Origin of the sequence: Exiguobacterium sp. s89, from assembly GCF_018617735.1 — a bacterium.
Classification (GTDB): Bacteria; Bacillota; Bacilli; order Exiguobacteriales; family Exiguobacteriaceae; genus Exiguobacterium; species Exiguobacterium marinum.
Map to the genome: position 1 here is coordinate 99,909 of NZ_JACSKS010000001.1, position 12,874 is coordinate 112,782.

The 12,874-nt window shown below is 46.2% G+C and carries 12 protein-coding genes; 11 read left to right on the forward strand and 1 reads right to left on the reverse strand.

What is annotated here, in order from left to right; genetic code table 11:
- The first annotated feature begins 26 nt into the window (after positions 1-26).
- The 11 genes from era (at position 27) to KNO96_RS00530 (ending at position 11,867) form a co-directional block, all read left to right on the forward strand.
- The gene (gene era, locus KNO96_RS00480; protein WP_026825671.1) at positions 27-935 is read left to right on the forward strand and encodes a GTPase Era; all 909 of its coding nucleotides are present in this window, start codon (positions 27-29) and stop codon (positions 933-935) included.
- Between the two features lie 3 nt (positions 936-938).
- Complete coding sequence (gene recO, locus KNO96_RS00485) at positions 939-1,688, forward strand: DNA repair protein RecO (RefSeq protein ID WP_026825672.1); 750 nt, start codon at positions 939-941, stop codon at positions 1,686-1,688.
- Positions 1,689-1,981: 293 nt separating this feature from the next.
- The gene (glyQ, locus tag KNO96_RS00490) at positions 1,982-2,875 is read left to right on the forward strand and encodes a glycine--tRNA ligase subunit alpha (protein ID WP_200868294.1); all 894 of its coding nucleotides are present in this window, start codon (positions 1,982-1,984) and stop codon (positions 2,873-2,875) included.
- Positions 2,868-4,922 carry a glycine--tRNA ligase subunit beta gene (gene glyS, locus KNO96_RS00495; RefSeq protein ID WP_214701830.1) on the forward strand — a complete coding sequence of 685 codons (2,055 nt, stop codon included), beginning with the start codon at positions 2,868-2,870 and terminating at the stop codon, positions 4,920-4,922. Before glyQ ends, glyS begins: the two co-directional genes overlap by 8 nt.
- Before the next feature lie 21 nt (positions 4,923-4,943).
- Positions 4,944-5,573: a transcriptional regulator CcpN gene (gene ccpN / locus KNO96_RS00500; protein ID WP_026825675.1), complete on the forward strand. Its 630-nt coding sequence runs from the start codon at positions 4,944-4,946 to the stop codon at positions 5,571-5,573.
- A 19-nt stretch (positions 5,574-5,592) separates the two neighbouring features.
- Positions 5,593-6,402: a pyruvate, water dikinase regulatory protein gene (locus KNO96_RS00505; RefSeq protein ID WP_034770974.1), complete on the forward strand. Its 810-nt coding sequence runs from the start codon at positions 5,593-5,595 to the stop codon at positions 6,400-6,402.
- A 127-nt stretch (positions 6,403-6,529) separates the two neighbouring features.
- Positions 6,530-8,341 (forward strand): DNA primase, encoded by a 1,812-nt coding sequence (gene dnaG, locus KNO96_RS00510; RefSeq protein WP_214701831.1) that lies wholly within the window; start codon positions 6,530-6,532, stop codon positions 8,339-8,341.
- A 35-nt stretch (positions 8,342-8,376) separates the two neighbouring features.
- The gene (gene rpoD / locus KNO96_RS00515; protein WP_026825678.1) at positions 8,377-9,471 is read left to right on the forward strand and encodes an RNA polymerase sigma factor RpoD; all 1,095 of its coding nucleotides are present in this window, start codon (positions 8,377-8,379) and stop codon (positions 9,469-9,471) included.
- Between the two features lie 132 nt (positions 9,472-9,603).
- Positions 9,604-9,942, forward strand: a complete 339-nt coding sequence (gene cccA / locus KNO96_RS00520) for a cytochrome c550 (RefSeq protein WP_026825679.1) — start codon at positions 9,604-9,606, stop codon at positions 9,940-9,942.
- Between the two features lie 96 nt (positions 9,943-10,038).
- A complete protein-coding gene (locus KNO96_RS00525; protein WP_026825680.1) occupies positions 10,039-10,755 on the forward strand; it encodes a tRNA (adenine(22)-N(1))-methyltransferase in 717 nt (238 codons plus the stop codon).
- Positions 10,755-11,867 carry a Nif3-like dinuclear metal center hexameric protein gene (locus KNO96_RS00530; RefSeq protein WP_214701832.1) on the forward strand — a complete coding sequence of 371 codons (1,113 nt, stop codon included), beginning with the start codon at positions 10,755-10,757 and terminating at the stop codon, positions 11,865-11,867. The genes KNO96_RS00525 and KNO96_RS00530 overlap by 1 nt, the downstream gene beginning before the upstream one ends.
- Positions 11,868-11,909: 42 nt before the next feature.
- Here the strand turns inward: KNO96_RS00530 and KNO96_RS00535 are convergent, their stop codons facing one another.
- Positions 11,910-12,863 (reverse strand): 4-hydroxy-3-methylbut-2-enyl diphosphate reductase, encoded by a 954-nt coding sequence (locus tag KNO96_RS00535; protein ID WP_026825682.1) that lies wholly within the window; start codon positions 12,861-12,863, stop codon positions 11,910-11,912.
- Between the last annotated feature and the right edge of the window lie 11 nt (positions 12,864-12,874).

Genomic DNA, 12,874 nt, shown 5'->3' on the forward strand with positions numbered 1-12,874 from the left:
TCTGAAATTGAGAAAGCAGGTGCACTATGTATCAAGAAGATTTTAAATCTGGATTCGTGTCGATCATTGGCCGACCGAACGTCGGAAAATCAACATTCCTCAACCACGTGATTGGTCAAAAGATTGCCATCATGTCGGATAAACCGCAAACGACACGAAATAAAGTACAAGGCGTATACACGACGGATGATTCACAAATCATATTCATCGATACTCCGGGAATCCATAAACCGAAACATCGTCTCGGTGACTTCATGATGAAAGTAGCGACGAATGCCCTTCGCGAAGTCGATGCGATTCTTTTCATGGTGAATGTGACTGAACCTCGTGGTGCCGGGGACGATTTTATCATTGAGAAGCTTAAAGGGCTCGATACACCAATCATCTTGGTTATGAACAAGATTGATTTAATTCATCCCGACGAACTACCAAAGGTGATTGAACAGTATACGAATGAACTGGATTTTGCAGCGTACGTCCCGATTTCGGCGCTACAAGGCAATAACGTCGAACCGCTCTTAGGTGAAATCAAAAAGTTATTGCCGGAAGGACCGATGTATTATCCTGCCGATCAAGTGACCGACCATCCGGAGCGTTTTATTATCTCTGAGATGATTCGTGAGAAAGTGTTGCATAAGACACGCGATGAAGTGCCACACTCAATCGCTGTGGCCATCGAATCGATTAAGAAACGTGAAAACTCCGAGATGATCGACGTCGAAGCCGTGATCATGGTGGAACGGGATTCTCAAAAAGGGATCATTATCGGGAAAAAAGGGACGATGCTTCGCGAAATCGGAACAGATGCCCGCCACGATATCGAGGCTCTTCTCGGTACGAAAGTGTATTTGAACCTTTGGGTCAAAGTTCAGAAAGACTGGCGTAACAAGATGGGTCAGCTACGTGACCTCGGTTTCCGCGACGACGAGTATTAAGCCATGTTACAAAAAGTCACGGGAGTCGTCATTCGTACCGTCAATTATGGTGAATCGAATAAAGTCGTGACATTGTTTACAGAAGAACTCGGCAAAGTTGCGATTATGGCACGAGGCGCAAAGAAACCGGGCAGCCGATTTCACGCTTCGAGTCAGCCGTTCGTAGAAGGTATATATATTTTTCCGTCTAGCCGGGGACTGGCTCAGTTAAAATCGTCCGATGTCGTCACCTCCTACCCGGAGATTCGAAAAGATGTTGTGCGGATGTCGTATGCGATGTATTGGTTAGAGCTTGTCGACCGCTCTGTGGAAGATCGGGTGCAGAATCGTCCACTGTTTCGAATTTTACAAGATGCTCTCCAAGCGTTGAATGCGGGGATGGATGCAGACGTAATCACCCATCATATTGAATTACGCATTTTACATCTGTTAGGTGTTTCCCCTGTATTAACGGGTTGTGTGCGATGCGGGGACGTAACGGACCCGATGTACTTCTCTGTTGCATCTGGTGGCTTTTTATGTGCAAGACATCAAGAAGAAGGAACGATTCGGCTGTCGGAACGACTGGCGAAACTTCTCTATTTGATGAGTAAGCACAATCTATCAGAATTTCGAAACGTACCGCTATCAGACGAGTCAAGAATTCTTTTACGTCAGCTATTTGATGCATATATGGAATCGTATAGTGGGTTGCGATTGAAGACAAAGCGTGTACTCGACCAAATGATTCGACTTCATCTGAATGAGGATTGACTTTTTATAGTGAATTCGATACGATGAGTTATGATTAGACAAATGAAATAGCGTGCGCGATGAAGGAAAAAAGTAACTCTTCCTGTCATGAGTTAAGCGAGTTCGGGATAGTGTGAGCCGAACGTCATGAGAAGGGTGAACGGCGATTCCAGAGCGCCCACATCTTTAAGAGTGGCCCCGATGTTGGGGCAAGTAGGGTGGAACCGCGGGAATCAATCCCGTCCCTATGTGCTAGGCACATAGGGGCGTTTTTTGTCGTTTCAATACTATTGGAGGTGTCATTTATGAAGCATATGACTATGCAAGAAATCATTCTCACGCTACAAAACTTTTGGGCATCAAAAGGTTGTTTGACGATGCAAGCGTACGATGTTGAAAAAGGGGCAGGAACGCTGAACCCAATGACTACGTTAAGAACTCTAGGTCCAGAACCTTGGAACGTTTGTTACACAGAACCATCACGCCGTCCGGCTGATGGACGTTATGGTGAGAACCCTAACCGTCTGTATCAACACCATCAGTTCCAGGTGATCATGAAACCTTCTCCAAGCAACATTCAAGAACTTTACTTAGAAAGTCTCGAGTTGATTGGAATCAATCCGCTTGAGCACGACATTCGTTTCGTTGAAGATAATTGGGAAAACCCGACATTCGGAGCAGCTGGTCTCGGTTGGGAAGTCTGGCTAAACGGGATGGAAATCACGCAATTCACGTATTTCCAACAAGTCGGTGGAATCGAGTGTGACCCGATTGCCGTAGAAATCACGTACGGACTCGAACGTCTCGCCTCTTACATTCAAGAAGTGGAGAGTGTATTCGATCTCGTATGGACAGACGGCTTCAAATACGGTGATATTTTCTACCAACCTGAATTCGAACACTCGAAATATACGTTTGAATTATCGGATGTCGACATGCTGTTCACGTTATTCGACACATATGAGAAAGAAGCGAAACGTGCTCTTGAAGAGAATCTCGTCTTCCCTGCGTACGATTACATTCTGAAATGTTCGCACACATTCAATTTGTTGGATGCAAAAGGCGCCATTTCGGTGACGGAACGTACCGGATTCATTCAACGCGTACGTAACATGTCACGTACATGTGCTGCTAAATTTATTGAAGAACGGGAACGCCTTGGTTTCCCACTTTTGAAACAAGAGAAAGCAGGTGACTTGAATGCGTGACCTTTTACTAGAGATTGGATTAGAAGAGCTACCGGCTCAATACGTCTTGCGTTCAGAGAAACAATTGGCAGAACGTGTTGATGCGTTTTTAAAAGAAGCTCGTGTTGAATTTGGGTCGATTGACGTTTATTCTACACCGCGTCGCTTGTCCGTCATCGTTCGTGATGTAGCCGAAACGCAACAGGATTTGAAAGAAACACTCCGTGGACCTGCTAAGAAGATTGCTCAGGACGCGGAAGGGAACTGGTCAAAAGCGGCGCAAGGATTTGCTCGCGGTCGTGGATTGACAGTCGAGGACCTGTACTTCGCAGAAGAAAAAGGGGTCGAGTATGTCTTCGCAGAACGTCATGAAGAAGGTCAGGAAACAAGCTCATTGTTAAACGGTCTCGAAGACGTCGTTCGTAGCCTGACGTTCCCAAAAAACATGAAGTGGGGAACGAGTAGTTTACGCTACATGCGTCCGATTCGTTGGTTGATTGCTCTATTTGGTAAGGACATCATCGATTTTACAATCGAAGGCGTGAAAACCGGCAACGTGACGCGTGGTCATCGCTTCCTCAGTAAAGGAGACGTTGTCGTCGAATCACCAGCAGCGTATGTAGAGACATTAGAGTCTGCGTTTGTCATGGCAAACTACGAGACTCGTAAAGCTGAAATCGAACGTCAAATTAAGGAACTTGCCACAAAACAAGGATGGACAGTTCCGCTTGATGCTGACTTACTCGAAGAGGTCACAAACTTAGTCGAATGGCCGACTGCCCTCTTCGGAGAATTTGAGGAGGCGTATCTCGACCTCCCTGAGGAAGTACTCATCACAACGATGAAAGAGCATCAACGTTACTTCCCGGTTTATATCGACGAAACGTTGAAAAACTACTTTGTCACGGTCCGAAATGGAAATGCAGAGCACCTAGAAAACGTGGCGCGCGGGAATGAAAAAGTCATCCGTGCTCGTCTTGCAGATGCCGTCTTCTTCTATGAGGAGGACAAAAAGACAAAGATTGATGACCAACTCGCTCGTCTCGATCGCATCGTATTCCATGAAAAATTGGGGACGACTGGAGCGAAAGCACGTCGCGTGACTGAAATTGCGCAGATGCTCGCACCTTTATTTGACGCAGATATCGAAAAAGTCAGCCGTGCCGGTGCAATTCATAAATTCGACCTGGTGAGTCAGATGGTATACGAGTTCACTGAGCTTCAAGGAATCATGGGTGAGAAGTACGCGCTTCAGCAAGGTGAGGATCAGGAAGTGGCGGCAGCTGTTCGTGAGCATTATATGCCACGCTTCGCAGGAGATCAGTCCCCGGAGACGGCAACAGGTGCTGTACTTGCTCTAGCGGACAAGCTTGATTCGATTGTAGCATTCTTCGGAATCGGCATGATTCCAAGTGGTTCGCAAGACCCGTTCGCCCTACGTCGTCAAGCTCAAGGGGTCGTTCAAATTCTTGGAGATTGGAAAATTGATCTCTCACTCGACAAGCTGCTTTCAAAAATTGTCGAATTACAGCTGAAGGCAGGACTCTTTGAAGCCGATAAAGAACAAGTCAAGGATCAGCTGGTGGACTTCTTCAAACTCCGGTTGAAATACCGTCTACAAGAACAGAAGGTCCGCTACGATGTGATTGACGCGGTATTGACGACGACATTGACGATCAATCGCCTTGATGCTCGTGCACAAGCAATTCAACACTTCGTATCGACGAATGCAAAATCTTTGATTGAGCAATTGTCGCGCGTCGTCAACATTTCGAAAAAAGGTGAGCCAGGAGATGTCGACCCTTCATTGTTTGAAAATGATGAAGAGATTGCCTTACATGAAGCGATTGAACGAATAGCTCCTGAAACGAACAACGCTGTTCAGGCGGGAGATTATCAAAAAGCGTTAGAGCTCCTTCAAATGCTTGAATCACCAATTATGATGTACTTTGAACATACAATGGTCATGAGTGAGGACGAGGCAGTACGCCAAAACCGTCTCCATGAAATGAACCGACTTGCTACGACGATTAAGAGTGTCGCAGACTTCAACGCGCTCGTACTCTAAACAAACTAGAGGGGGTTGGCTATGCAACTGAATGAACGCCAACAAAAGATTGCTGAGATTGTGAAGGAGAACGGACCGATTACAGGGGAACAAATCGCGCAAGAATTGTCATTGACGCGCGCAACCCTGCGACCCGACCTCGCCATCTTGACGATGACAGGAATACTTGAAGCTAGACCTCGTGTCGGCTACACGTTCGTTGGCAAACGAAACTCGTCAATGCTCCGAGAAAAGCTAGATTCCTTGACTGTAGGGGACTTCATGTCATCTGCAAAAGTCGTTCGGGATGAAATGACAGTATATGATGCAATTGTCACACTATTTTTGGAAGATGTTGGGTCCTTGTTCGTAGTTGGACGTGATCGAGAGTTGGTCGGTGTATTATCTCGTAAAGACCTTCTCCGTGCTGCGATTGGAAATCAGGATTTGGACCAATTACCGGTCAACGTCATCATGACGCGTATGCCGAATATTACAGTATGTGAGAAGGGTGAAACGTTAATTCGGGCAGGTATGAAATTGATTGAAAAACAAATTGATGCCATGCCTGTCGTTGAAGAGAAGGATGGAAAATTGATTGTTCTCGGTCGAATGACGAAAACTAACATGACGAAGGTGCTCATTGCGTTAGCGAACGATGAGTCAATCTGAGGAGGAAATCGATTTGACTATGAAACAACTCGTGTTCGTTGTAAGTGACTCGGTCGGAGAAACATGTGAACTCGTCGTCCGAGCAGCGAGTATCCAATTTCACGAGAATGCAATTGAGACACTTCGCATCCCGTTCGTTGAAGATGAACAGACAATCATCGATGTGGTCACACAAGCGAGGGCTCAACAGGCGATTATCGCGTATACGCTCGTCAATGAGGAACACAGGGCTCTTCTCATGAGACTCGGAAAAGAGCATCAAGTAAAGACGGTCGACTTGCTCGGTGATTTACTCGACGTATTATCAGGACAATTGAAAGAAGCCCCGCGAGAGAAACCGGGGCTCATCTATCGGTTAGATGACGACTACTTCCGAAAAATCGAAGCGATGGAATTTGCCGTCAAGTATGATGACGGTCGGGATCCACGCGGGCTGAAAAAAGCCGATATCGTGCTTGTCGGGGTTTCCCGGACGTCAAAGACACCGTTATCTCAATATTTAGCACTCAAACGATATAAAGTCGCAAACGTGCCTCTCGTCCCGGAATCACGACCACCTGAGGAATTGTTTGATTTACCTGCAGAACGATGTATCGGATTGATCATCTCGCCAGAAAAGTTGATTTCAATTCGAATGGAACGCCTAAAGTCACTCGGGTTGAAGCCGGAAGCGGATTATGCACAACTCGAGCGAATCAATCGTGAGCTCGAGTATGCACGCGGGATTTATGAACGAGTCGGTTGTGAAGTCATCGACGTGACAAACAAGGCTGTCGAAGAGACTGCGGGAATCATTCTGCGTCACCTCGAACAATCTAAAGACGTCTGAAGTAAATAAGTGTTTCAATTAGTATTCGTTGCTTCGAGAGGGTATAATAGAGTATTGACAGTACAGTGAAACGGAACGTGATGAGCGTTCCGTTTCGTTGCGAGATTGGAAACAGGGAGTGGTCAAGATGCCACGGATACCAGATGAAGTTATCGCAGAAGTGAAACAGGCAACCGATATCGTGGAGTTGATTGGCGAACGTGTCGAATTAAAGAAACAGGGACATCGATTGGTCGGATTATGTCCCTTCCATTCCGAGAACTCTCCGTCCTTCTCCGTTTCGCCCGAAAAAGGGATGTATCACTGCTTCGGTTGTGGTGCCGGAGGAAATGTATTTACATTTGTGATGGAGACCGAAGGGTTATCCTTTCCCGAAACGGTCGAGCGCCTAGCAACGCGCGCGAGCATTTCAGTAGACGGCATCCAAGGTGACGAAGAATTGACACGTGAACAAGTATGGCGCAAACAGATGCGGGATGCGCATCGACTCGTTGCTGACTTGTATCATGAAGTATTGATGAAAACGGAAGCTGGCGAAGTGGGATTGTCATATTTGCGAAATCGCGAGTTAAACGAAGAGACGATTGCGCAATATAAGATTGGTTTTGCCCCAGATCAACGACGCTTTACTGTCGAGTTGTTGGAGCGACGAGGGTTCGATTTAGAAGTGATGGTTGAAGCAGGTTTGATTTCGAAGTCTAAATCCGGTGAATATTTTGACCGATTTGAAGGACGGGTCGTCTTTCCGATTGCGGATCGAGACGGCACCATCGTGGGCTTCAGTGGCCGTGCGATTGATGATCGACAGCCAAAGTACGTGAATACGGCTGAAACACCGTTATTCAATAAAAGTGAACTGTTATTCGGTTTCTCCCAGGCGAGGGCATTGATGCGAAAGAAAAAACGTGTCTTCCTCGTCGAAGGAAACGTTGACGTTTTGCAAGTGGCACAAGCGGGGACAAAAGAAGTCGTGGCATCACTCGGTACCGCATTTTCTCCACAACATGCAAGAGCCCTGTCTCGTATCGTGGAAGAAGTGGTCATCTGTTATGATGGGGACCACGCGGGACAAGAAGCGACTCAAAAAGTCATTCGCCTATTAGAAACGTCTCCACTTGATGTACAAGTTTTGCCGCTACCAGAAAAGACCGATCCGGACGATTATATCCGTCAACATGGGGCAACTCACTGGCAACAGTTTGTCGAAACTGAACAATTGAGTGTTCTTGATTTTATGAATCGGATGCTCAGGCGAGGGAAAAACTTGAATCGAGAAGGAGAACGGATTCGCTTTATTGAATCTATGCTTGAAGAGATTGGTAAGACGAATGATTCGATTCGAAGAGATATGTATGTGAAAAAGCTGTCGGATGAGTTTGAAATTCCGCTAGAGACGCTTCGTTCGAGAATTCCTCATCCGACGTCAAGCGAATCAAATCCAACTCGCACAGTTGACGCTGTGGAACCGATACGAAAACGTTCGAGTAAAACAGGTGAGCCTCGTTGGATGAAAGCTGAAAAGTACTTGTTGCGTGCGATGTTGACGGGACCGGAGCAGGTTCGTTTCGTGCGTGACCGCTTAGGGCTTCGTTATCAAGATGAAACCCATCGTATGCTTGGCTCTGCATTGTATGAAGTTGTATCCGAAACGATGACACAAGATGAATTTGATCAAGTTACGCTTCCTTTTATGGAGCGTTATTGTGATCAACGCCCCGATTATGCGATGCGCTTTGCGGAAATTCGACTGATGGCTGGACCGGATGAACTGTCTGAAGAGGTTTTAGACGAATACATTCGGGTCATAAACAGTTATGAGGAGCAACGTCAAATCGAGCGTGCAAAAAGGGAAATCGCTCAAGACGTCGAAAGTATAGTAGACCAGGCGTCCAAGCTACAAGAATTGATTGCCCGTAGTCGTCGTCTTCGAGAACGATGATCGTGGATGAAGTTTGGAAGGAGTTGAACTGCTAGATGGCAGAGAAGAAGAAAGAGGATTTATTTAACGCCATAGAAGAGCTTGAAAAGTTAGGAAAGAAAAAGGGCGTCGTCTCAATGCAAGCGATTCAAGATCGCCTCAGTCATTTTGAGGTGGATTCGGATTTCATCGATAACTTCATCGAAGATTTAGAAGCGAAAGATATCCGTGTCACAGAAGATGCAGCTGACGCAGAAGAAACCCCTGCGAAAAAAGAGGATGAGGAAGTTGATTTAAACGATTTGTCAGTACCACCTGGGATTAAAATCAACGATCCGGTTCGCATGTATCTGAAAGAAATCGGTCGTGTCGATCTTCTGAGCGCGAAAGATGAGACAGAGCTTGCTAAGCGAATCGAACAAGGAGACGAAGAGGCGAAGAAACGTCTCGCAGAAGCAAACTTACGCCTTGTCGTATCGATTGCGAAACGCTACGTCGGTCGTGGGATGCTCTTCCTTGATTTGATTCAAGAAGGAAACATGGGACTCATTAAAGCAGTCGAAAAGTTCGACTATATGAAAGGGTTCAAGTTCTCGACGTACGCAACGTGGTGGATTCGTCAAGCCATTACCCGTGCGATTGCTGACCAAGCCCGGACGATCCGTATTCCGGTACACATGGTCGAGACAATCAACAAGTTGATTCGTGTTCAACGTCAATTGCTTCAAGATCTCGGTCGTGAACCAGCTCCAGAAGAAATTGCCAAAGAGATGGAGCTCACACCTGAAAAAGTTCGTGAGATTTTAAAAATTGCTCAAGAACCAGTTTCACTTGAAACACCGATTGGGGAAGAGGACGATTCACATCTCGGGGACTTCATTGAAGACCAGGACGCGATGGCACCACAAGATGCAGCTGCATATGAATTGTTGAAAGAGCAATTAGAAGATGTCCTCGATACGTTGACAGACCGGGAAGAAAATGTCCTTCGCCTTCGTTTCGGGTTAGATGATGGTCGCACACGTACACTTGAAGAAGTCGGAAAAGTATTCGGCGTCACACGTGAGCGGATTCGTCAAATCGAAGCGAAAGCTCTTCGTAAATTACGTCACCCTAGTCGTTCCAAACGCTTGAAAGACTTCCTCGATTAATTTCATATTTGTATAAAGTGTGAAGTTTTAGAAGAAAGGAAGGAAAATGAGTGATTTTCCTTCCTTCTTTATTATTTTTTGAGTAAAATAGTGTTGGATAGAAATTTGGAATGAACATGAGGGGGAACTACAATGCGTAATCCATTGTTACCGTTTGCGGCAATCGCAATCGTCGCAATTATTGCCATGGTATCATTATCGTATTTTGGTGTGAATCAGGCGCAACAAGCGGCTGAAGGTCCAGCAGTCACTGAAATGAACCCAGAAGAGTTATACGCAGCGAAGGGTTGCACAGGTTGCCACGGCGGAAACCTTGAAGGTGGCGTAGGTCCAGCGCTTACTGGAGTAGGTGATCGCCTTTCACCAGAAGAAATCGCAAACATCATCGTCAATGGACAAGGATCGATGCCAGCAGGTCTTGCATCGGCTGAAGAAGCAGAAGTGCTTGCGAACTGGTTGATTGAACAATAAGAGGTTGCGCACTCCATAATGGGGTGCGTTTTTTGTTGTCGAAGTGCGGAGAATTCGATACGCTAAAGAAGAAGTAGAACAAAGGAGTTGTCTTGAATGCAAGAACGTATCATCTTAGACCGCCGCTTGAAGCAGGTTGTCGATTATATCCCTAAAGGAAGTGTGCTCGCCGATATCGGGTCGGATCATGCATACGTACCATGTTATGCCCTTCAACAAGGAATCATTTCAAAAGGAATCGCAGGAGAAGTGAATGTAGGTCCGATGGAGGCTGCAAGAGCACAAGTGGACCTGATTGAATCCCTTGATGCAATCGATGTGCGACTTGGTGATGGTCTCGCAGTATTGAAAGAGGATGAGGCAACTTGTATCTCGATTTGCGGGATGGGAGGGAGTTTGATTCGTTCCATCCTTGAAGCAGGTAAAGAGAAATTGGGTGCGGTCGAACGTCTCATTCTTCAACCTAACGTCGACGGGCAGCACGTTCGAAGCTGGTTGCTTGAGAATGGCTATGTCCTCGTCGAAGAGGCGATTGTGGAAGAGAACGATAAGGTATATGAGATTCTTGTGGGCGAAAAAGGGATAGAAACGATTTACAGTGAAGAAGTGAATGAACGGAATTGGCAATTGTTATTCGGTCCCTTTCTCATTCAGGAACGACCAGAACCATTCAAGCTCAAATGGAGTCGAGAAGCAGATAAGTTGGAGTACGTTCTCGGTCAAATGGCAGACGGGATTCAGTCAGAGGCACTGATTCAAAAACAAGTCGAATTTAAGAAAATGCGTGACAAGATGAGAGAGGTGAGTCAGTAATGGCGAATGGCAATCAAGTGATTCAATTATTTGAAGAGTTTGCACCGAAACATCTGGCAGTCGAAGGTGATAAAATTGGTTTGCAAATCGGTACGCTAAATAAAGAGGTTAAGCGGGTTATGGTGACACTCGATGTTCTCGAATCGGTCGTTGACGAAGCGATTGAGAACGAAATCGATTTGATTATTGCGCACCACCCCCCGATTTTTAGCCCGTTATCTCAAGTTAATGATCGCTCCACGGCAGGAAAAATTACGATGAAGTGCATTCAACATAACATTGCGGTCTACGTCGCACATACGAACTTAGACGTGTGTGTCGGTGGTGTCAATGACTGGATGAGTGAAGCAATCGGGTTGCGTGACACGAAAGTGCTCGTTCCGACGTATGAAGAGCCGGTCTATAAACTATCTGTATTCGTGCCAGAAACACACGCCCAGGACGTCTCCCGTGCCCTAGGAAAGGCAGGGGCAGGACATATCGGAGACTATGCGGATTGTCAGTTTCAGGTTTCTGGGACAGGACAATTTACTCCGCTTGATGAAACGACCCCGTTCATTGGGCGTCCGCATGAAACCGAGCAAGTGAATGAGATGAAAATTGAAACAGTCGTTCGCGAAAGTCAGAAAAAGCGTGTCTTGAAAGCGATGAAAGATGCACATCCTTATGAAGAAGTCGCGTATGACTTGGTCCGTGATGAGATTGACGGACATGTGTATGGTCTAGGACGAATCGGACGACTCGAACGAGCGCTGACACTCGAAAAGTTCGCTGATCATGTAAAGACAAGCTTTGGCGTAGAAGGCGTGCGAGTCGTTGGTGATTTAGAGCGGTCAATTGAAAAAGTAGCCGTATTAGGTGGGGATGGGAATAAATATGTATCAGCAGCTCATTTTAGAGGAGCGGATGCATATGTGACAGGTGACTTATACTTCCATGTGGCCCATGATGCGATGGCTTTAGGGCTTGCGGTAGTAGATCCAGGTCATCATGTCGAGAGTGTCATGAAACGAGGAGTCGTCGATATGCTTAGCGAGAAATTTTTGAAGGCAAAAATTGATGTCGACTTGATGATTTCCGAAGTAAACACGAACCCGTTTAAGTTTAGATAACCTAAAATCCCCCATCCTCATATAAGAGAATGGGGGATTCCTTCACTTCCGCAATGCTTTAACTTTTGGTAAGATACTTCGAAGCTCGAGATACGGCGTTTTATCGTGCGTGCTCAAATCTTCAGGTTCGTACTGTGACAAGAAGTCGATCACTTTTTTAGTAATTGGAGTAGGTGTAGAGGCACCGGACGTCACGGCAACGGTCTCCACACCTTCGAGCCAATCCATATCCAGTTCGCTCAAGTCACCGATGCGATACGCATTCGTACCGGCGATTTCTTTTGATACTTGTGCCAAGCGATTCGAGTTATTTGATTTAGGATCTCCGACGACAATTAGTAAATCGCAGTCACCAGCCTGTTCAGCAACGGCTTCCTGACGTACTTGTGTCGCGTTACAAATTTCGTTATGCACTTCAATATGCGGATAACGTGCCTGGATTTTTTCAATCAATGTGGAAACGTCCCATTGACTCATCGTCGTCTGGTTTGTCACAAGAATTTTTCGTTCAAACAATCGACTCGGTAACTGATCGATTTCATGTTCGTATTGAATCAAGTGAACATGGTCAGGTGCAACCCCGATTGCGCCTTCCGGTTCTGGATGTCCATGTTTTCCGATGTAAATGACATCATATCCTTCTGCTGTTTTTTCACGAATCAAATCGTGTGTGACAAGTACGTCTGGACACGAGGCATCAACAATCGTCAACCCTTTCTCGATGGCCCGTTTGCGAACGAGTGGTGAAATTCCGTGTGCCGTGAAGACGACCGTACCACAATCAATTGTTTCGAGTGCCTGCATCCGATCATCACCATCGACCGTTTTGACACCGAGATCCTCAAATGCCTGTGTGACGTGACGATTATGAACAATCATTCCAAGTATATGAATCGGGCGTGGCAAATCTGGATTTGCGACCGCCTCATTTGCGAGTTTCATGGCATCGACGACACCATAGCAATATCCGCGTGGACTAATTTTTTTAACTTTCATATGAAGACGAA

Coding starts and splice junctions, on each gene's coding strand:
- dnaG (WP_214701831.1), top strand. CDS start 6,530: ATGCCACGGATACCAGATGAAGTTATCGCAGAAGTGAAACAGGCAACC.
- rpoD (WP_026825678.1), top strand. CDS start 8,377: ATGGCAGAGAAGAAGAAAGAGGATTTATTTAACGCCATAGAAGAGCTT.
- glyS (WP_214701830.1), top strand. CDS start 2,868: ATGCGTGACCTTTTACTAGAGATTGGATTAGAAGAGCTACCGGCTCAA.
- KNO96_RS00535 (WP_026825682.1), bottom strand. CDS start 12,863: ATGAAAGTTAAAAAAATTAGTCCACGCGGATATTGCTATGGTGTCGTC.
- era (WP_026825671.1), top strand. CDS start 27: ATGTATCAAGAAGATTTTAAATCTGGATTCGTGTCGATCATTGGCCGA.
- recO (WP_026825672.1), top strand. CDS start 939: ATGTTACAAAAAGTCACGGGAGTCGTCATTCGTACCGTCAATTATGGT.
- KNO96_RS00505 (WP_034770974.1), top strand. CDS start 5,593: ATGAAACAACTCGTGTTCGTTGTAAGTGACTCGGTCGGAGAAACATGT.
- glyQ (WP_200868294.1), top strand. CDS start 1,982: ATGACTATGCAAGAAATCATTCTCACGCTACAAAACTTTTGGGCATCA.
- cccA (WP_026825679.1), top strand. CDS start 9,604: ATGCGTAATCCATTGTTACCGTTTGCGGCAATCGCAATCGTCGCAATT.
- KNO96_RS00530 (WP_214701832.1), top strand. CDS start 10,755: ATGGCGAATGGCAATCAAGTGATTCAATTATTTGAAGAGTTTGCACCG.
- KNO96_RS00525 (WP_026825680.1), top strand. CDS start 10,039: ATGCAAGAACGTATCATCTTAGACCGCCGCTTGAAGCAGGTTGTCGAT.
- ccpN (WP_026825675.1), top strand. CDS start 4,944: ATGCAACTGAATGAACGCCAACAAAAGATTGCTGAGATTGTGAAGGAG.